At 64.8% G+C, this 20,084-nt stretch carries 16 protein-coding genes; 7 read left to right on the top strand and 9 right to left on the bottom strand.

Going from position 1 to position 20,084, the window contains the following annotated elements:
* Positions 1 to 24: 24 nt before the first annotated feature.
* Positions 25 to 1,200: a M20 aminoacylase family protein gene (locus BMY06_RS25140; protein ID WP_065065918.1), complete on the bottom strand. Its 1,176-nt coding sequence runs from the start codon at positions 1,198 to 1,200 to the stop codon at positions 25 to 27.
* Between the two features lie 125 nt (positions 1,201 to 1,325).
* On the opposite strand from BMY06_RS25140, the gene BMY06_RS25135 reads away from it, so the two are divergent.
* The gene (locus BMY06_RS25135; protein ID WP_074985936.1) at positions 1,326 to 2,276 is read left to right on the top strand and encodes a LysR substrate-binding domain-containing protein; all 951 of its coding nucleotides are present in this window, start codon (positions 1,326 to 1,328) and stop codon (positions 2,274 to 2,276) included.
* Between the two features lie 7 nt (positions 2,277 to 2,283).
* Here the strand turns inward: BMY06_RS25135 and bamA are convergent, their stop codons facing one another.
* Positions 2,284 to 4,530 (bottom strand): outer membrane protein assembly factor BamA, encoded by a 2,247-nt coding sequence (gene bamA / locus BMY06_RS25130; RefSeq protein WP_231957823.1) that lies wholly within the window; start codon positions 4,528 to 4,530, stop codon positions 2,284 to 2,286.
* A gap of 179 nt (positions 4,531 to 4,709) precedes the next feature.
* Entirely contained in the window at positions 4,710 to 5,108 is a 399-nt protein-coding gene (locus BMY06_RS25125; RefSeq protein ID WP_065065970.1) for a hypothetical protein, read from the bottom strand.
* Positions 5,109 to 5,650: 542 nt separating this feature from the next.
* Between BMY06_RS25125 and BMY06_RS25120 the strand changes: the two genes are divergently transcribed.
* Complete coding sequence (locus BMY06_RS25120; RefSeq protein WP_065065920.1) at positions 5,651 to 6,736, top strand: phytoene/squalene synthase family protein; 1,086 nt, start codon at positions 5,651 to 5,653, stop codon at positions 6,734 to 6,736.
* A 69-nt stretch (positions 6,737 to 6,805) separates the two neighbouring features.
* On the opposite strand, the gene mmsB is transcribed toward BMY06_RS25120, so the two are convergent.
* The 3 genes from mmsB to BMY06_RS25105 form a co-directional block, all read right to left on the bottom strand.
* The gene (gene mmsB, locus BMY06_RS25115; protein ID WP_074986029.1) at positions 6,806 to 7,705 is read right to left on the bottom strand and encodes a 3-hydroxyisobutyrate dehydrogenase; all 900 of its coding nucleotides are present in this window, start codon (positions 7,703 to 7,705) and stop codon (positions 6,806 to 6,808) included.
* A 27-nt stretch (positions 7,706 to 7,732) separates the two neighbouring features.
* Positions 7,733 to 9,259, bottom strand: coding sequence for a CoA-acylating methylmalonate-semialdehyde dehydrogenase (locus BMY06_RS25110; protein WP_074985934.1), 1,527 nt, complete (start codon positions 9,257 to 9,259; stop codon positions 7,733 to 7,735).
* A gap of 81 nt (positions 9,260 to 9,340) precedes the next feature.
* Positions 9,341 to 10,663 (bottom strand): MFS transporter, encoded by a 1,323-nt coding sequence (locus BMY06_RS25105; RefSeq protein ID WP_074985932.1) that lies wholly within the window; start codon positions 10,661 to 10,663, stop codon positions 9,341 to 9,343.
* 105 nt (positions 10,664 to 10,768) lie between these two features.
* On the opposite strand from BMY06_RS25105, the gene BMY06_RS25100 reads away from it, so the two are divergent.
* A complete protein-coding gene (locus tag BMY06_RS25100; protein WP_065065922.1) occupies positions 10,769 to 11,722 on the top strand; it encodes a LysR family transcriptional regulator in 954 nt (317 codons plus the stop codon).
* A gap of 133 nt (positions 11,723 to 11,855) precedes the next feature.
* Here the strand turns inward: BMY06_RS25100 and BMY06_RS25095 are convergent, their stop codons facing one another.
* Positions 11,856 to 12,239: a BON domain-containing protein gene (locus BMY06_RS25095; protein ID WP_065065923.1), complete on the bottom strand. Its 384-nt coding sequence runs from the start codon at positions 12,237 to 12,239 to the stop codon at positions 11,856 to 11,858.
* Between the two features lie 651 nt (positions 12,240 to 12,890).
* Positions 12,891 to 13,772 carry a LysR substrate-binding domain-containing protein gene (locus BMY06_RS25090; protein ID WP_065065924.1) on the bottom strand — a complete coding sequence of 294 codons (882 nt, stop codon included), beginning with the start codon at positions 13,770 to 13,772 and terminating at the stop codon, positions 12,891 to 12,893.
* Positions 13,773 to 13,896: 124 nt separating this feature from the next.
* Here BMY06_RS25090 and BMY06_RS25085 point away from each other — a divergent pair, with 124 nt between their 5' ends.
* From BMY06_RS25085 to BMY06_RS39710, 3 genes are all read left to right on the top strand, one after another.
* Positions 13,897 to 15,141 (top strand): MFS transporter, encoded by a 1,245-nt coding sequence (locus BMY06_RS25085; protein ID WP_074985930.1) that lies wholly within the window; start codon positions 13,897 to 13,899, stop codon positions 15,139 to 15,141.
* Between the two features lie 657 nt (positions 15,142 to 15,798).
* Positions 15,799 to 16,500: a carbonic anhydrase gene (locus tag BMY06_RS25080; protein WP_065065926.1), complete on the top strand. Its 702-nt coding sequence runs from the start codon at positions 15,799 to 15,801 to the stop codon at positions 16,498 to 16,500.
* Positions 16,501 to 17,116: 616 nt separating this feature from the next.
* Complete coding sequence (locus BMY06_RS39710; protein WP_156773948.1) at positions 17,117 to 17,293, top strand: hypothetical protein; 177 nt, start codon at positions 17,117 to 17,119, stop codon at positions 17,291 to 17,293.
* Positions 17,294 to 17,372: 79 nt separating this feature from the next.
* Here the strand turns inward: BMY06_RS39710 and BMY06_RS25075 are convergent, their stop codons facing one another.
* A complete protein-coding gene (locus BMY06_RS25075) occupies positions 17,373 to 18,404 on the bottom strand; it encodes an aldo/keto reductase (protein ID WP_065065928.1) in 1,032 nt (343 codons plus the stop codon).
* Between the two features lie 232 nt (positions 18,405 to 18,636).
* Here BMY06_RS25075 and BMY06_RS25070 point away from each other — a divergent pair, with 232 nt between their 5' ends.
* The gene (locus BMY06_RS25070; protein WP_074985929.1) at positions 18,637 to 20,076 is read left to right on the top strand and encodes a DHA2 family efflux MFS transporter permease subunit; all 1,440 of its coding nucleotides are present in this window, start codon (positions 18,637 to 18,639) and stop codon (positions 20,074 to 20,076) included.
* The last annotated feature ends 8 nt before the right edge of the window (positions 20,077 to 20,084 follow it).

Raw genomic sequence — 20,084 nt, 5'->3', positions numbered from 1 at the left:
GCTATCCGAATCAATTATTCGTAATCACGGCTGCAAGAAACGTTCGGTCAATTTCACCCAATACGCCGCACCCGTCGCGAGGCAGTCGTCGTTGAAATCGTAGCCGGGGTTGTGAACCATGCAGCCGCCCTCCCCGTCGCCGTTACCAATGATCAGGTAGCTGCCAGCGCAGTGTTCGAGCAGAAACGCAAAATCCTCGCTACCCGTGAGCGGGTCCATGTCGTGAATCAGACCGCCTTCGCCGAGCCAGTCGCGCGCCACGTCCTGCGCGAATGCAGTCATGGCCGGCTCGTTCACGAGCACCGGATAGCGACGCTGATAATCGATGCGCGCCGTCGCGCCATACACGCTCGCCTGCGCATGCACGAGCGCGGTAATGCGCTCCTCCAGCAGATCGCGCACGTCGGGACGCAGCGCGCGCACCGAGAGTTTCATCTGCGCGGTCTGCGGAATCACGTTGGGCGCGTCGCCCGCATGTATCGCGCCGACCGTGACGATCGCCATCTCGAGCGGCGGCACGTTGCGCGACACGATGGTCTGCAGCGCAAGCACGACGTTCGCGCACACCACCACCGGATCGATGGCCTTATGCGGCACCGCGCCGTGGCCGCCGCGCCCGTCGATGTCGATCACGACGGTATCCGAAGACGCCATGAACGGCCCCGCGCGAAAGCCCAGCTTGCCAGTCGGAAAGCCCGGCATGTTGTGCATCGCGAACACGGCGTCGCACGGAAAGCGCTCGAAGAGTCCTTCGTCGAGCATGCGCTTCGCGCCACCGAGGCCTTCCTCGGCCGGTTGAAAGATCAGATGAAGCGTGCCGTTGAAACTGCGCGACTGCGCGAGATGTCTGGCCGCCGCAAGCAGCATCGCGGTGTGGCCGTCGTGACCGCACGCGTGCATCTTGCCCGGAATGCGGCTCGCGTAATCGAGCCCCGTGGCTTCGTGTATCGGCAGCGCGTCCATGTCGGCGCGCAGGCCCAGACGGCGCGTGCCGTCGCCCGCCTTGAGCGTGCCCACCACGCCCGTGCCGCCCAGCCCGCGATGGACCTCATAGCCCCACTCGGCGAGCCGCTGCGCGACAAGGTCGCCCGTCACGAACTCCTCGTAGCCGAGTTCGGGGTGCGCGTGAATGGCGTGGCGCAGCGCGATCATTTCAGCTTCGATCGCGGCAATTTCGGGCGGGATCGCCATCGTGTTCATCCGGAGTCTCCTGCATCGATACGGTTCGGTACGGTTCGAGACTCAGGATAATGACGCCGCTTTTTCGCCGACAGCCCTACAATGGTTGGCCCGCCAACCAGAGGTATGCACTCGGGTTTTCCCTCATGAAGTTCCATCAGTTCCGGGCGCTCGTCGCCATGGCCGATACCGGCAGCATCCGCGCGGCCGCGCGTGCGCTCGGCATTTCGCCCGCCGCGGCCACCAAGGCCGTGCGCGAACTCGAAGCCGAGCAGCAGATCGCGCTGGTGACGCGCAACGCGAACGGCATCGCCTTCACCGAGGCGGGCCAGGCGCTGCTCGTGCACGCCCGCGCGATCGTGCACCAGATGTCGCGCGCGCAGGACGAACTCGACGCGCGGCGCGGCCGCGGCGGCGGCAAGCTCGCGATTGGCGTGACGCCGTGGCTTGCGCTCTCGTTTCTGCCCGACGCCGTCACGCTGTTTCGCGCGCGCATGCCCGACATGCACCTGGAGTTCTACGAGGGGCTGCTCAATATCGTGATGCCGCGTCTGCGCGACGGCTCACTCGACTTCTCGCTCGGCAAGCCCGGGCCGGCTTCGCTGCATACGGAATTCACGCAGACGCCGATCTTCGCCACCGAATCGGCCGTGGTCGTGCGCAAGGGTCATCCGCTGGAAGAAACGCATTCATTGCGCGATCTTCAGGATTGCGAATGGTTGCTCAACTGGGACCCGGCCAGCAAGGAAATGATCGCCGACGACGTGTTTCGCCGCCACGGTCTGCCGCTGCCGCGCACGGTGCACCTCGCGCATTCGTTCATCGTCGCGATGGGGCTGATCATGCACACCGACATGGCCAGCATTTTTCCGTGGCCGCTGGTGGAGACGCGCGTCGCGCGCGAGAATCTGCGCGCGCTGTCGCTACAGGAAGAAGTGGACCGCACCGTGGTGAGCGTGGTCGCGCGTCGCGGCGTGCCGCTCTCGGCCGCCGCGGAATGCTTTCTCGATTGCCTCAAGACGGCGATCCGCTCCGGGGAAGCCTCGCAGGACCCGGAGCGGCGCCGCCTGTATCACTCGATCGAGTTGCTGATCTGAGCGCCGCTTAGAACGACGTACCGATCTGGAACTGGAACTTCTGATACTGATCGCCCGCGTGCTTGACGATCGGGAAGCCGATGTCGAGCTTGAGCGGCCCGATCGGCGAGATCCATTCCAGACCCGCACCGTAGCTGTAACGCAGGCCGTTCGCGCCGGTGCTGTTGCCCTCCGAACCCCAGACGTTACCGCCGTCGAGGAACGTGAAGACGCGCAGCGTGCGGTCGTAGCCCGTGCCCGGCAGCGGGAACGTGAGTTCGATATTGCCGACCACCATCTTCGAGCCGCCGATCGGATCGCCCGTGCTGGAGTCGCGCGGGCCGAGCGAGCCCGACTCGTAGCCACGCACCGAACCGATACCGCCCGCGTAGTAGTTCTTGAAGATCGGGTACGCGCCGCCAATGCCGTTGCCGTAGCCGCCCTGGAAGTTCAGGCCCAGCACGAAGCCGCGTGCGAACGAGTAGTAATACTGCATCTGCGCGTCGGCCTTGTAGTACTGCAGGCCGGCAGGCGTGCCGTATTCGGCATTGGCCTGCGCGAAGTAGCCGCGGCTCGGCACCAGCGCGCTGTCACGATTGTCGCGCGACCAGCCCACCGTCAATGGAATGATGTTCGACACGCGGCCGAAATCGGCGACGTAATCCTTATACGTCTGCGGCGTTTCCGAGTCGATATCCAGACGATCCTGTTCGATGCCGAGACCGAAATACACCATGTCGGTTTCGGAAAACGGAATGCCGAATTTCATGTCCGCGCCATACGAAACGATACGGAAGCTCGTGTCGTTGGTGCTCGAATAATAAAGCGGTTCGGTCGTGCGGTAATAGACGTCGGTAATACGCTTGATGCCGTCGACCGTGAAATACGGATCGATCTGCGTGACCGACAGCGTGCGGTACGTGCTCGCCGTATTCACGTTCAGCGAAAGCGTATTGCCCGAACCGAACACGTTGTCCTGCGAAACGCCCGCCGAAATGATCGGGCCTTCGCCCGAGCCGTAACCCACGCCCAGCGAAAGCGTGCCGGTAGGCTTCTCGGTCACGTTCACGTCCACGTCGACCTGATCCTGCGTGCCTTCCACGGGGACGGTCGTCACGTCGACGTTGGTGAAGTAACCCAGACGATTCACGCGGTCCTTCGAAAGCGCGAGGCGATTCGAATCGAACCACGCGCTTTCGAGCTGGCGCATTTCGCGGCGAATCACTTCGTCGCGCGTACGCGTATTGCCCGTGATGTTCACGTGACGCACATACACGCGGCGGCTCGGATCGACCTGCAGCGTCAGCGCGACGGTGTGATGCTGCTGATCGATCTGCGGTTCGGCATTGACGGTCGCGAACGCGTAACCGTATTCGCCGAGATGATCGACGAGCGCCTTGGTCGTGTCCTTGAGCTTCTGCGCCGAAAAACGCTGGCCCTTCTTCACGCCGATGAGCTTGGTGAGTTCGGCTTCGCGATTGAGCAGATTACCCGCGAGCTTCACGCTCGAAATCGTGTACGGCTCGCCCTCATGTATCGAGATCGTCAGATACATGTCCTTCTTGTCGGGCGACAGCGAGACCTGCGTGGAGTCGATATTGAACTCCAGATAGCCGCGGTCCAGATAGTACGAGCGCACGTTTTCCAGGTCGCCCGTGAGCTTGTCCTTCGAGTACAGATCGTTCTTCGTGTACCAGGAAAACCAGTTCGGCGTGGACAACTGCATCTCGTCGCGCAAGGTGCTTTCGCTGAACGCATTGTTGCCGATGAAGTTCACCTGGCGGATCTTCGCGCTCGGGCCTTCGATCACCGAGAACAGCAGCGCGACGCGATTGCGGTCGATCGGCGTCACGGTCGTCGTCACCTCGGCGGCGTAATAGCCGCGCGTGAGGTACTGGCGCTTGAGCTCCTGCTCCGCGCGATCGACGAGCGCCTTGTCGTAGCTGCGGCCCGGCGAGAGTCCCACTGCGCTGAGCGCCTTGGTCAGATTGTCCTTGTCGAATTCGTGAATGCCCGCGAAGTCGATCGTGCCGATCGCCGCGCGTTCCTGCACCTGCACGACGACCGTGCGCCCTTCGGTGGAAATGCGCACATCGCTGAAAAAGCCCGTTGCGTAGAGTGCGCGGATCGCGTCGGAGGCCTTGTCGTCGGAGAAAGTGTCGCCCTGCTTGATCGGCAGATAGGCGAACACGGTGCCCGGTTCGATACGCTGCAGGCCGTCGATGCGAATGTCCTGGACCACGAAAGGATCCGCGGCGTGTGCGGTGGCCGCCATGCTCAGGCCGAGGCCAGCGAAGGTCAGCGCGCGGGTGTAGCGCGTGGTAGATGAAACCGTCATGCGGGAGGTCGAGAGTAAGGCCAACGGGAACGCCGCGTTGCGCGCGCGGCAAGAAGGACGGCTGCGGCGGGAGCCGCGGCCACGTGACGAAGCGGCCGGCGCACGGCCGCCATGCGCTATTGCACGCGCATCGAAGCGGGCCGCAGCGGCTTGGCGAGACCGGTCGCGAGCGACAGCACTTCAGTCATGTGCGCGGCTTGCGACGGATGCAGGCGAAACGACAGCTCCGCGCCGCCGGGCAGGCGGAAACTCACCACCAGATGCTGCACGGCGCCCGACTCGCGGCCGATCTCCCATGCCTCGCAGGGCATGGTGAATTTGACGCTCGCACTCTTGTGGCGAATGCGCTCAGAACGGCCGATCGCGTTGGAAAGCGCGGCCAGCAATTCATGCATGACCGAACAGTGCACGGCAACGCTGTCCGGCTGATTACTGTTCACCATCAGATACTGGCCATCCGCGGTCAGTTCGAAACCGCGCAGCGAGTCGATGGCAAGTGACGTGGACGTGGACATAGACGGCGCCTCCGTGACGAAAACCATCGGCGGAGTGTAGAGAGATGGCGCCGCGATGCCATTACCCTTAGCGTTACGCGTATTACTTTCATCAATATTGCCGCGTAAGAGATGGGCGATTTACGTCTCGACCATGCGGGCCGCATTGCACGCCGAGCCCGTATTTGACGGCGCAAAACGTAGTCCTTTCAAATTACGTCGCGCGAAATGGGGCGAGAGAAGCGGAAAATACGCCGTAACCAAAACGATTACCGCGACTGTCGATAAGCCGACAAGAAGCTGAACAGGAGATCAACGAGGCACGCGATTCGGCGCATACAAAACGCGCAACGGGAAGGGGTAGGTGTCGAGCAGCGCCGCTGCCGCGTGTTTGCGGATGCGGCCGTATCGCGCGATGAATTGACCCCGGAGCGCGCGCGCAAGCGCTCGTCGCGGCGAGCCGGATTACGCGGACGGGCGGCGCCGGGTCGGTCAGTCCCCGTCCACGCTACAATGCGGCTGCCGTTATTCAGCCTCGTCCAGTCTCACCAGCCCCAACCGACATGCAGAATTCTAACCGGGCCTACCTGCTCGGGCCGTTGCTCAAAGGCGTTTCCCGCTCGTTCTACCTCACGCTGCGCGTGTTGCCCGTGGGCATGCGCGATCCGGTGGGCGAAGCGTACCTGCTCGCGCGCGCCGCCGACACCATCGCCGACACCTCGCTGATCCCGCCGGCCCAGCGCCTCGCGCTGCTGCTGGCCTTCCGCGAGCGCGTCAACGGCAACGCCGGCGGCGTGGCCGGCGATCAGTCCGACGACGCGCTCAAGCGCATCGCCGGCGAAGTCGCCGGTCAGCAGACGCAATCGGACGAAAAGCTGCTGCTCGAATCGCTCGACGGCGCGCTCGACGTGCTCGGCCAGCTCGACGAGGCGGACCGCGCGGCCGTGCGCGAGATCGTCACGACGCTCACGGAAGGCATGGAATTCGATCTGCGCACCTTCCCCGACGAGCGCTCGGGCCAGGTCGCCGCGCTCGGCACGTGGGACGAACTCGACCGCTATACGTATCTGGTGGCGGGCTGCGTGGGCGAGTTCTGGACGAAGATGACCTATATGCACCTGCCCGGCGCGCTCGATCCGGCACTGCGCGACACCATGTACCGGCGCGGCGTGCGCTTCGGCAAGGCGCTGCAGATGGTGAACGTGCTGCGCGATTGCGGCAAGGATCTGCGTATCGGCCGCTGCTATCTGCCCGCCACGATGCTCGCGCAAGCGGCGCTCTCGCCCGCCGACCTGATGCAGCCGGGCACCTCGGCCCGCGCGCGTCCGCTGATGTTCGGCCTCGTGCGCATCGCGCTCGATCATTTCCGCGCGGCCATCGACTACACGTTCGCGCTGCCGCGCCTGTCGCTGCGTCTGCGCCTCGCGTGCCTGTGGCCGATCCTGATCGGCCTCGAAACGCTCGAACGTCTCGTCGATAACGAGGACTGGCTCGATCCTGCGCGTCCGTCCAAGCTCACGCGCAACGACGTCTATCGCATTCTGGCGTGCTCGACGCTCGCCGCGCCGTCGAATGCGCTGCTAGATGCGTGGTTCAAGCGCCTGCTCAAGCGCATCGAGTCGCGCATGAAGGCGATCGAAGCGCATTAATACGCTGCCGACGCAAAAACGGCGCGAGCCCATCGAGGCACGCGCCGTTTTCAGTCCGGGCTGAAGCGATCAGCCCTTCTCGCCGCCTTCGTGACGATACAGCTTGATGATCGCCGAGAAGTCGAGCTTGCCGTCGCCATGACTGCTCATCGCCTGATAAAGCTGCTGCGCGAGCGCGCCCATGTACGCGGGCTGACGCGCCTGCTTCGCGGCATCGGTGGCGAGACCCAGATCCTTGAGCATCAGATCGGTGCCGAAGCCGCCCGTATAACCGCGTGACGAGGGCGCGGTCTCGATCACGCCCGGGAACGGGTTGTACGTGTCGGAACTCCAGCAGCGTCCCGTCGACGTGTTCATGATGCCGCCCAGCACTTTCGCGTCGATGCCGAGCGCCTCGCCGAGCGCCATCGCTTCCGCCACGCCCGCCATCGTCACGCCGAGCACGAGGTTGTTGCAGAGCTTCGCGACCTGCCCCGTGCCGGTCTCGCCGCAATGGACGATGTTCTTGCCCATGCCGGAGAGCACCGGCTTCACGCTTTCATACAGCTCGGCCGTGCCGCCCACCATGAAGGTCAGCGTGCCCGCCACCGCGCCGCCCGTGCCGCCCGACACCGGCGCATCGGCGAAGCGGTTGCCGTTCGCTTGCGCGAGCGCCGCGAAGGCCTTCGCGCTGGCCGGATCGATCGTGCTCGAATCGATGATCGTCACGCCCTTCGAAACGCCCGCCAGCACGCCGTCCTCGCCGCTCAGCACCGCTCGCACGTGCGCGGCGGCCGGCAGCATGGTGATGACCCACTCCGCGCCCGTGGCGGCCGCTTTGGGCGAGCCCGCCAGCGTCGCGCCCGCGTCGGCGAGCGTGCGCATGGCGTCGGCGCTGAGGTCGAACACGCTCAGCGCGTGGCCCGCCTTGATCAGATTGAGCGCCATCGGCGCGCCCATATGGCCCAGCCCGATGAAACCGATTTTCATGAGCATCTCCCCCTTGGTCGTTCGCGTTTAGCGCAGGCTGATCGTGGTGTTCACGCCGTCGTTGACGGTCGCGTCGTCGAACCAGCGCGCGGTGACGGTTTTCGTCTGCGTATAGAACTGCACGACCTGCTTGCCGTACGGACCGAGATCGCCGAGCTTCGAACCGCGCGAACCGGTGAAGCTGAAATACGGCACCGGCACCGGAATCGGAATGTTGATGCCGACCTGGCCGATGTCGATTTCGCTCTGGAATTTACGCGCCGCCGCGCCGCTCTGCGTGAACAGGCCCACGCCGTTGCCGAACGGATTCGCGTTGACGAGCGCGATCGCCTCGTCGAGCGTATTCGCCGTGAGCACGACCAGCACCGGCCCGAAAATTTCCTGGGTGTAGATGTCCATGTCGGTCTTTACGTCCGTGAAGATCGTCGGGCCGACGAAGTTGCCGTTTTCGTAGCCGGACACCTTCACGTCGCGGCCGTCGAGCGCGAGCGTCGCGCCCTGCTTCACGCCCGCTTCGATCAGACCGAGAATGCGCTGTTTCGCGGCACGCGAGACCACCGGGCCGACGTCGGTCTTCGGCTCGTGGCCCGCGTTCACCTTGAGCGTTTTGGCCTTCTCGACGAGCTCGGGCACCCACTGCTGCGCCGCGCCCACCAGCACCACGACGGACGTCGCCATGCAGCGTTGGCCCGCCGCGCCGAACGCCGCGCCCGCCAGCGCGTTGAGCGTCTGTTCGCGATTCGCATCGGGCAGCACGACGGCGTGATTCTTCGCGCCCATCATCGACTGCACGCGCTTGCCGTGCTCGCTGCCGAGGCGATATACATGCGTGCCCACCGCCGTGGAGCCGACGAACGAAATCGCCTTCACGAGCGGATGCGAGCAGATCGCGTCGACCACTTCCTTGCCGCCGTGCACGACGTTGAGCACGCCCTTCGGAATGCCCGCTTCGAGCGCGAGTTCGACGAGCTGCATGGTCGAGAGCGGGTCCTGCTCGGACGGCTTGAGCACGAAGGTGTTGCCGCACACGATCGCCATCGGGAACATCCACAGCGGAATCATGGCGGGGAAATTGAACGGCGTGATGCCCGCGCACACGCCAATCGGCTGCTGCAGCGTGTAGGTGTCCACGCCGCTCGCCACGTTCTCGGCAAAACCGCCTTGCTGCAGCGTGCCGATCGAACAGGCGTGCTCGACCACTTCGAGGCCGCGGAAGATATCGCCTTCGGCATCGGGCAGCGTCTTGCCCTGCTCGGCCGTGAGCGTCTTCGCAATGCGCGACATGTTCTCGCGAATCAGCGCCTGCAATTTGAGCATGATGCGCAGACGCGCGCCGATCGACGTGTTCTTCCATTCGGCGAATGCAGCCTGCGCGCTCCTGACTGCGGCATCGACTTCCGCGACGGTCGCGAACGGCACGCGCGCCAGCACCTCCTGCGTGGCCGGATTGACGATGTCGCGCCATTCCTGGCTGGTCGATTCGACGAACTCGCCGTCGATCAGCAGCTTGACGGTCGAGACCTGCGCGTTGGAATCCTGGGTGACTGCGTTCATGATGCACTCTCTGCGAAAAGAATAAACGGATCCGGTCGTGACTACCTGATTAACCAGATGAACAGGAATACGAAATATCGATCAATCGTGATGCGAGCGCATGGCCAGCGTGCACACAAACGCAATCACGCCCAGCGCCACCATATACGCCACCACGTAGTGCGGATTGCCGCCGCCCCAGGCGAGCAGCGCGGTCGCGATCATCGGCGCGACGCCGCCGCCGAGCACCCCGGCCACCTGCACCGACACCGAGATGCCGCTATAGCGGATTTCCGCCGGAAACTGCGCGGCAAACAATTGCGATTCGGGCGCATAGAGAATCGGAAACACCACGCCGACGCCGAGCACCATCGCCCACCACACGGTCAGCGGATGCAGCGTTTCGAGCATCGCGAAGAACGGCGCGGCGAACGCCGCCATCACGACGAGGCCCGCAAGAAAGAGACGCTTCTGGCCGATACGATCGCTGAGCCAGCCGCAGAACGGCATCGTCGCCAGCGAGAGCACGGCACCCGCCGTGATCGCGTGCAGGATCTGCGCCTTGGGAATCTTGAGCTGATTCGCGGCATAGGCAAGCGCAAACGCCACCACCAGATAGAACCACGTGTTCTCCGCCGTGCGCGCGCCGATGATCAGGAGCAGTTCGCGCGGCTGGCGTCGCATCACTTCGAGCACAGGTGCATTCACGGGCGCGCGCTCTTTTTTCACGCGTTCGAAATCGGGCGATTCGGGCACGCGCACGCGGATCACCCAGCCGATCAGCACCAGCGCAATGCTCGCCAGAAACGGAATGCGCCAGCCCCACGAGAGCAGATCGGCTTCGGGCAGCGCGGTGACGGCCGCCATCGCAATCGACGAAAGAATCAGGCCGAATCCGACGCCCGTTTGCGGCAGCGAACCGAAGAAGCCCTTGCGTCCCGGCGGCGCGTGTTCGACGGCCATCAGGACCGCGCCGCCCCATTCGCCGCCCACCGCCATACCCTGGAGGAATCGCATGGCGACGAGCAGCACGGCGGCCCAGTAACCGATGCTCTGATACGAGGGAATCAGGCCGATCGCCATGCTGGGAATGCCCATCAGCAGCAGCGTGGCGAGCAGCATCGACTTGCGGCCGATACGGTCGCCGAAATGGCCGAACACGATGCCGCCCATCGGCCGGCCGATGAAGCCCACGCCATACGTCGCGAAGGCCGCGAGCGTGCCGAGGATCGGGTCGAGCGTGGGAAAGAAAACCTTGTTGAAGACGAGTGCGGCGGCGGTGCCGTAGAGGAAGAAGTCGTACCACTCGATGGTGGTGCCGGCCATGCTGGCCCAGCCGGCGATCAGATAATCGCGCGCCCTGCGTTTTTGTTCTGGAACGGGAACGGCCACTGCCGCCCCATCCGGGGTGGACTGCATGTGCATCGTTTTGTCTCCATCCATATTGTGTGCGGCCGTCTTTTCAGCGACCTGCAAACGAGTATAGTTATTCGAATATCCACGGCATAGAGATGAAAAAGCCCATCCGATATGCAAAAAAACACAACGGGACAGATGGAGACATTGAACTGGGACGATTTGCGCTACTTCCTCGAAGTGGCGCGCACGCAGCGCGCGAGCGGCGCGGCGAAGCGCCTGGGCGTCGATCACACTACCGTGGCGCGGCGCGTGCGCGAGCTGGAAGCCGCGCTCGGCACGGTGTTGTTCGACAAGTCGCGCGCGGGCGGTTTCGTGCTGACCGCCGAGGGCCAGCGCCTGCTCGCCTACGCGGACGCGGTGGAAACCACGGTGCAATCGGCGAGCGAGCAATTCGCGCTAGGCGCGCAATCGCTTTCAGGGCACGTTCGGGTGGGATCGACCGAAGGCTTCGGCTGCTTTTTTCTCGCGCCGCAACTCGCGCGCTTCACGGGTCAGCATCCCGACATGTCGATCGATTTGCTGCCGGTGCCACATTTCGTGAGTCTGTCGAAACGCGAGGCCGATCTCGCCATCATGCTCGAGCGCCCGGAACGCGGCCAGTACGTGTACACGAAGCTCAGCGACTACTGCCTGCGTTTATATGGGACACCTGACTATCTCGCGCGGCATGCACCGATTCGCAGTGCCGCCGACCTGCGCCATCATGCGTTCATCAGCTATGTCGCCGATCTCGCCTTCAGCCACGAGTTGCTCTATCTCGAACGCACGGCGCCGAACGTCAAGGCGAATCTGTGCAGCACCAGCGTGATCGCGCAATATCACGCCGCCGTGCAAGGCAGCGCGCTGGCGATCCTGCCGTGCTTCATGGCGGAGCCCGATCCGCGTCTGGTCTCGATCCTGCCCGACGAAATCGTGGTGACGCGGCGTTTCTGGCTATGCAGCCGCGAGGAGTTGCGCAAGCTGCGGCGCATCACGTCGCTCTGGGATTATCTGCGCGCCGCCGCCGATGCGAATCAGCCTTTGCTGATGGGGCAATCGCCCGACATGCATTACGTCGAAGCCTGAAATCACGAGGCGCGCGCCCATAGAAAAACCGCACATGCAATTCGGTTCACGAATAGCATGTGCGGTTTCGAAGCTGAAGCGGACTGCATCCCGCGCCCCACGCGCGCGATGCATTCCGTTCGCGTGCAGCGGATCAGGTCCCGACCGGACGGATCGTCAGCGCGTTCTTCACCGACGTCACGCCGGCCACGCCCTTGGCCACTTCCGTGGCGCGGTCGATCTGCGGTTGCTCCGGCACGGTGCCTTGCAGGATCACGGCGCCGTCGCGAGCGCGCACGGTGATGTTGGCCACGCTGATGTCCTTGGCCTTCGCGAGTGCCGAGCGCACCTTGCGCGACAGCGCACGGTTCGCAGCCTTGGCCGTCTTGTACTGCGCCTTCGAATCCTTCAGCTGAGCCTTGGCTGCGTCGGTCGGTGCAGCGGCGGGCGCGCTGGCGGCGTCCTGCGCGTACACGTGGAGCGAAGCGGCGACGAGCATCGTGCCTGCCGCCAGTTTGAACGCCTGAATAGCCTTCATGCAATTTTCTCCTGTTGTCACAGTTTTTTGATAGCCCGCGAGGGCCGTGCACTACGCTTTCACTTCGAATCAGACGCAGTCATTGCGGCAGGTGTGACTGCGGCAATCGCATCGGGAAGTAACGATACTCCATTTATTTCAACTTTGATGCGAAACCGTCGGCGCGCTGCCCGTCTGTGGCTAATCTGTGACTTCATTTCCACAGACGAATCGACATGCCCTTGCAATCCGCTCTGGCAGGCGGTCCCGAATGTCAGGACAACGCCAGGACAATGCGCATTCAAAGGAATGCCATTCAATCGTATTCACGCGTTTTCAATGCCGCGGCAATACGGCCCGCGAAACATGCATGACCAGCATTGCGCACAATGCGCCTGAAATGTGCATGCGCATTGAATCGTGCACACGCATGTTTCTTTTCGACCTTTATTGCCCGCTATTGCTCACTATTCGATGCTGCATTGGCGCGCGCCATGGTGCGCTTTTGGTGCGTGCATTGCTTCGTCATTTCCACACGAGTGCCAGCCGATTGCCACGCTATTGCCACGCTATTGACGGCCATAATCGCAAACAACGTATGGGATTCGCCTGGCGTTGACGCGATCGACACAGGTTTTACCCGCATTGATTCGCAGACGAAAACCCGCGTATTCAGCGCGCGAGCTGCGACTTGATCCAGCGATAGAACTGCTGGATCGCGGCGTCGCGTGGGTGGCCTTCGCGCCAGGTGAAGTAATAGTCGAGCGAAGCGGGAATGCGCACCTGCCCGAGTTGCACCAGTTCGCCGCGCTCGATGAAATCGCGCGCGAGTTGCAACCGGGCGGTGGCCGCGCCCTGCCCGGCCACTGTGGCTTGCAGCAGCAAACCCGCGTCGTCGAAGACGGGGCCGCGCTCGGGTTCCGAGCCCGTCACGCCGGCCGCCTCGAAGAAGTCGCGCCACGACCGGCGCGCGAAGCGCAGCAGCGGCATGCCCGGCAGATCCTCGATGCGGAAATCGGGGTAGCGCGCGAGCAGCGAAGGACTGCACACGGCCACGACCTGGTCGTCGAGCAGCTTGCGGATCTGGAAACCCGGCTCGTCGACGCGGCGATGCCAGATGCCGATATCGAACGGATAGGGATCGGGCGGCGTGACGTCGGCGTGCATGCGCATCGACAGATCGACGTCGGGATGGCGGTCGTAGAAGTCGCCCAGACGCGGAATCAGCCAGACCGATGCGAAATCGGCCATCACGCTCAGTTCGAGGCGCGTGACGCCGCTCACGCCGGGACGTGTGGCATCGAGCGCGTCGCGCAGGTCGTCGAGACTGCGGCGCACGCGGTCGGCCAGTTGCGCGCCTGCGGCGGTCGGGATCATCTGGCCGCCGGCGCGCCGGAACAGCTCGACGCCGAGTTCGGCTTCGAGCCCGCGCAGATGGTGACTCACGGCGCTGTGCGTCAAATGCAACTCTTCCGCGGCGCGGCTGAAACTGCGCCGCCGCGCCGCCGCTTCTAGCGCGCGCAGGGCCTGCAAGGGAGGGAGCGATCGGGACATGACGTCAAATTCTACTCACAATCGCGTCTGAAATCTCTCGCTGGCCTCGCGCCCGGCTTTTCGCCAATAATCGTGACCCAGCCATTCAATCCGCGTTCGCCCCGTCTACGCGCCCGTCCGTCTCATGACCGCTCTCAGATTGCGCGTTTTCGCCGTTTTCGCGCTCGGCTACTTCGTTTCCTATCTGTTTCGCGGCGTCAACCTGGGCTTCGCACCGTTCCTGACGCACGAAATGGGCTTCACCGCGACCGATCTCGGCACGCTCACGAGCCTGTACTTTCTCGGCTTCGCGGGCGCTCAGATTCCCGCGGGCGTGCTGCTCGACCACTTCGGCCCGCGCCGCGTGACCGCTTGCGTCATGCTGATCGCGGCGACGGGCGCGCTCGTCTTCGGCCTTTCGCACAGCATGGGCGCGATGATGTTCGGGCGGCTGCTCGTGGGCGTGGGCGTTTCGGTCTGCCTCGGCGGCGCGTTCAAGGCGACCGCGCAACATTTCCCCGTGGCGCAACTGACGCTCGTCAACGGCCTCGTGATGGCGGTGGGCGGACTGGGCGGCGTCGCGGTGGGCGCGCCGCTCTCCTGGCTGCTCGCGTTCGCGCCGTGGCGCGCGGTGAGTGTCGGGCTCGCCGTGTTCACGGCCGTCATCGCCGCCATCATCTGGATCGGCGGCCCGCGCACCCGCGACACTCACCATCAGGCGAGCGTGCTCGAACAGTTCAAGGGCACTGCGCACATCCTGCGCAGCCACGCGTTCTGGAAGACAGCGTCGTTTTCGGCGCTCACGCAGACGGTGTTCTACGCGATGCAGTCGCTCTGGGTCGGCGCGTTTCTGCGCGATGTCGTGCCGGCCGGGACCGCCGACGTGGCGAGCCGCGCCGCGTCGCTCATCTCGGTGCTGGGCGCGGCGTTCATCGTCGGCAATATCGGTTTCGGCGCGCTGGCGCGCAGCTTCGAACGGCGTGGCGTGAGCGTCGCGCACTTTTCTGGCGTGACGATGCTGCTCTTCGTTGTCGTGCAGGCGCTGCTCGCGGCGCGCGTGCCGCTGCCCGCGCCCGTGCTCTGGGCGGCCTACGGCGCGCTCGGCGGCACCGGCATCCTCACCTACGCGGTGCTCGCCGAATACTTCCCTTCGCGGATGATCGGGCGCGTCAACACCACGTTCACGCTTGTGATTTTCGTCGGCATCTTCGTGACGCAGATCGCGATCGGCGCCGCGCTCGGACACTGGACCGCCGTGGACGGCCACTATCCGGTCGCCGCTCATCAGGCCGTCTGGAGCGCGCTCATCGCCATTCAGGCTCTGGCTGCCGTCTGGTACTTCATGCCGAGCCGCCGCCCCCGCGCCACGCGCGCCGCGCTGGAATCCTGAGCGGAGGTTGAGGTTCGCGCCGTTCGGATCGGCGGACGATGCCGGCCTTCGCTTGCGCGAGCGAACGGGCGAACGGGCGAACGGGCGAACGGGCGAGCGCGATCACCGCGAACCGCTCGACTCAACGGCTGGCAAATCCGCCTGGCCACGCCGAGCGAGATACGCACTTGCGGCACGCCCAGTTCCCCGCCACCTCGCGCCCGCACCGCCGCCCTTCACTCTCCTTTCGCAAACCTACATCCTCGTAAGCAGCCGGGTCGCGTACAATGCTGCCCCGCCAGCGTCGGACGGCTAGTCGAACAGCCACCGCGCCGGCGTTCACCGACCCGCTGACCGGTCGAGTGGCAACACGGGCCGCCGGGCCGACCCGCAAGACCGATCGCTCGCAGCGCCACGCAGGCGCGCGGGGCGTGAGAAAATGCGCGTCGAATCTCCAGCGTCAGTCCGAAGCGCGTTCGCCCCCACAAGGCCGCGCCAGGCGGTAGCCGGCTCAGCCGGTTGCCGATCGGAAACGGAAAACGAAACGCAGGAAATGGAGAAAACGGGGGAAAACGCACGGTCGGACGGCAGGTTTCCGATCCGAAACGCGTAGCCTCGGCGTAAACTCCCGCTGTTGCCATTCGATTGTGTCGATTCATGATAAAGAGAGAAACTCCCATGCCAGACAACACTCACTCGCACGACGACCACTCCGAATCGTGCGGCTGCGATCTGCTGCACCTGCTCGACGGCGTGGACGAGTTCAGTCATAACGTGTTCCCCGGCAACAAGGAGCTGTTCCGCAGCCTCGCGCACAGCCAGGCGCCGCACACGCTCTTCATCACCTGCGCCGACTCGCGCGTGTCGCCGGAAATGATCACGCAGGTGCGTCCCGGCGAGCTGTTCGTCTGCCGCAACATCGGCAACATCGTTCCGGCCTACGGCGAAATGCTCGGTGGCGTGTCCGCCGTGGTGGAATTCGCCGTGCTCGCGCTGAACGTGCGCCAGATCGTGCTGTGCGGCCATACCGACTGCGGCGCGATGAAGGGCCTCGCCCAGGGCGCCGAAGCCACCGCCGGCATGCCGACCGTCCAGGCCTGGCTGCGCAACGCCGAAGCGGCGCGCAGCGTCGTGCAGACGCGCGGTCTCGACGAAAACCAGGTCGTGCAGGCGCTGGTCGAGGAAAACGTGCGACTGCAACTCACCCATCTGCGCACGCACCCGGCCGTCGCGGCCCGCGTGGCGCAAGGCCAGCTCGAACTGCAAGGCTGGGTCTACGACATCGGTCACGGCACGATTTCGGTGTTCGACGACACCCACGGCCGCTTCGAGTCGCTCGGCGAGGCGCGTTCGCGTCTGCGCAAAGACACCACGGGCTAAATCCGCCTGTCTGACGCGGCCCGGCTCTCGGAGCCGGCGCCGCCCGTCTCCCCGCTGTTCCCGCCAACGCCGGACCGCGCCTCAGTGCGCCGTCCGGCGTTGGCGTCTGGACACCACAATGTTTGATTACCTCAAATCCTGAAACAATTTTTTGACTAGGGTGTAACACCTAGGGGTTTACCCCAGGTAAAGAGATGGCTATACTCTGCCCCGTACCAGATGCGGCGCCCTGTCGCACGAAAAAAATAATTCCGGAGGTTGCCAGCTATGCAGTTCGCTTCCTTGCCGTACTCGTCTTTGTCTGACACCGGTTCCATCCGCAGCTGCGTTGGCAGTGTCGATAGCCGTTCCGCAGTCCGTTTCAGCGTCTCCCCCGTTGTCGATTTCGTCGCCGTACCCCGGCGACTGCGCGCGCCACGCTAGCACCGGCACGCGCATCGCGCCGCCGCGTCCATCCGATGCGCGCGGCGTTCCAGGCCCACTCCACGTCAAGCGCCGTTCGACCGCCGAGGCTTTCGCCCCGGACGACGGCCCGCGCGCGTTCGCGCACTGGCGGCCGGTAATGGGCTCAAGCACCCACACGGGCGAAGCGCCCGGTTACCGAAGGAGCAATGCCATGGAGTCCAGCCTCAAGCCGCCCGCGAAGATCGAAGTCAAACTGCTGCTGCATCCGCAGGACCACGACCGCGCGCTCGCCATCGCCCGCTCGGCGAACATCGCCGAGCGCGACTTCTTCGCGCTGGCGATCCATCTCGGCGCGGCCGAAATCCTGCGCGCCTCCGTCGCGAACTGAGTCTGCGCGGCCAGCGCCGCGCATCGCTCGCCCCGACATCGGCGAAATCGGCGACATCGGCGACATCGGCGCTAGCGGCTCACCACTCGACCGGCGCCGGGTTGCGCTCCGCGAACCCTTCCTGATGCCAGTAGGGATAAACCGGCCGCACCTTGCTCGCGGCGTCGAGCTTCGCGACCTGTTCGGCCGTGAGGTTCCAGCCGACCGCACCGAGGTTCTGACGCAACTGCGCCTCGTCGCGCGCGCCGATCAGCACGGTCGCCACGGTCGGACGCTGCAATAGCCAGTTCAGCGCGATCTGCGGCACGGTCTTGCCGGTTTCCTGGGCGATCTCGTCGATGGCGTCGAGCACGCGAAACAGGGTCTCGTCGGGCACCGGCGGCCCCTGATCGGCGGTCTTGTGCAGACGGCTCGTCTGCGGCAGCGGCTGGCCGCGGCGAATCTTGCCGGTCAGACGTCCCCAGCCGAGCGGACTCCACACGACCGCGCCCACGCCCTGATCGAGCCCGAGCGGCATCAGCTCCCATTCGTAGTCGCGGCCGATCAGCGAGTAATAGGTCTGATTGGCGACATAGCGCGGATAGCCGTAGCGGTCGGCCACCGCGAGCGACTTCATCAGGTGCCAGCCCGAGAAGTTCGACACGCCCGTGTAGAGAATCTTGCCCGCGCGCACCAGCTCGTCGAGCGTCGAGAGCACCTCTTCGGCGGGCGTTTTCGCGTCGAAGCCGTGCAGCTGGAACAGGTCGATGTAATCGGTTTGCAGACGCTTGAGCGCGGCGTCGACGGCGCGCCGCAAATGAATGCGCGAGGAGCCGACGCTATTGGCGCCATCGTCGAAACGGAAGGTCGCCTTGGTCGAGATGATGACCTTGTCGCGCCGACCCTTGAGCGCCTCGCCGAGCACCGACTCCGACGCGCCGTTCGAGTAGATGTCGGCGCTGTCGAACATGTTCACGCCCGCTTCGAGACAGATGTCGATGAGGCGGCGCGCTTCGGCCACGTCGGTCGCGCCCCACGCTTCGAAGAATTCGCCTTTGCCGCCGAACGTGCCCGTGCCGAAACTCAGCACCGGCACCTTGAATCCTGATGCGCCCAGAAAACGGGTTTCCATTTCCGATCCTCCACGAGTGAGTGACTGACGAAACAACCGGTCAACGAGTGTACGCGCGTCATCGCTTATTTGCCGCGCCAGCGGAATCGGCCGCGGCGCTGTACAGTTGCGCTTTCTTTCCTTTCGGAAACCGCGCGCGAATCGAGCGAGAACGTGCGTTTCCGATCGGCAACTCTCTCGCCTTTCCGTTCATGCGCAGCGCTTTCCACACTTTCCCCGCCGGGATCCGCCGATGACGAACACGACGCCCACGCCCCGGACGCGCTCGTCGCTCATCGGCTGGCTGCCCTATATCGTCGCCGCCACGTTTTTCATGGAGTATCTCGACACCACCGTGATCGCCACGGCGCTGCCGCAGATGGCGCGCTCGTTCGGCATCGGCCCGAACAGTCTGAGTCTCGGCGTGACCGCGTACATGCTGGCGCTCGCCATCTTCATTCCGGCGAGCGGCTGGGTGGCGGACCGCTGCGGCTCGCGCACGGTGTTCTTCGGCGCCGTGCTCACGTTCACGATCGCCTCGGTGCTGTGCGGGATCGCGCAGAACCTGCCGGAGTTCGTCGCGGCGCGCGTACTGCAAGGCATCGGCGGCGCGATGATGGTGCCGGTCGGACGCATGATCGTCGTGCGCAGCACCGACAAGAGCCGACTGATGCAGGCGATCTCCACCATCACGTGGCCCGCGATCGCCGCGCCCGTGATCGGACCGCCGGTCGGCGGCTTCATCACCACGTATGCCTCGTGGCGCTGGATTTTTCTGCTCAATGTGCCGTTCGGCATCGCGGTGCTCGTCGCGATCACGGCGATGGTGCCGAACCTGCGCGGCGAGCAGCGCAAACCGCTCGACGTCGTCGGCCTCGTGCTGAGCGGCGCGTCGCTCACGGCCATTCTTTACGGCGCCGAACTCGCGAGCCAGCCCGGCGAAAATCCGTGGCGCGCGGCGGCGCTGGTGGTGGCCGGCGTGCTGATCGGCGCGATTGCGTTCTTTCACGCGAAGCGCCATGCGCATCCGCTAATCGACGTATCGACGCTGAAAATCCCGACCTTTTCGGTGACGGTCGTGACCGGTTCGGTCACGCGCATCGGCATCGGCGCGGCGCCGTATCTGATGCCGCTGCTGTTCCAGATCGGCTTCGGTTTGTCGGCGTTCAAGTCGGGCTTGCTGCTGCTCGCCAGCGCGCTCGGCAACCTCGGCATGAAGGCGCTCACAACGCGCATTCTCGAACGCTGGGGCTTCCGTCTCGTGTCGATCGTCGACGTGACGATCGCGGGCCTGTCGATGATCGCGTGCGGGCTGCTCACGCCCGGCGTGCCGCTCGCCATCGTGCTGATCGTCGTGTTCGTGTACGGCGTGACGCGCTCGATGCAGTTCTCGACGCTCGCCACCCTCGCCTATGCCGACGTCGCGCAACCGCAGATGAGCGCCGCCAGCACGCTCTGGAGCGCGGCGGCGCAGATGACCAACGGACTGGGCATTGCGTTCGGCGCGCTCGCGCTGCGCGTGGCGGCGAGCTACCACGGCGAGGCGAGCGGCCACGCGTTCTCGCTCGACGACTTCCGCCTCGCGTTTCTGGGCGCGGGCGTGCTCACGCTGATGTCGGTGTGGGGATATGCACAGATGGCGCGCGACGCGGGCCGCAACATGGGCGGCGGCTCGCGTCGGCAGCGCGCGTGAAGTCGTGC

This window comes from Paraburkholderia tropica (genome assembly GCF_900109265.1).
Taxonomy (GTDB): Bacteria; Pseudomonadota; Gammaproteobacteria; order Burkholderiales; family Burkholderiaceae; genus Paraburkholderia; species Paraburkholderia tropica.
This window is presented reverse-complemented; position numbering and strand designations above follow the sequence as displayed.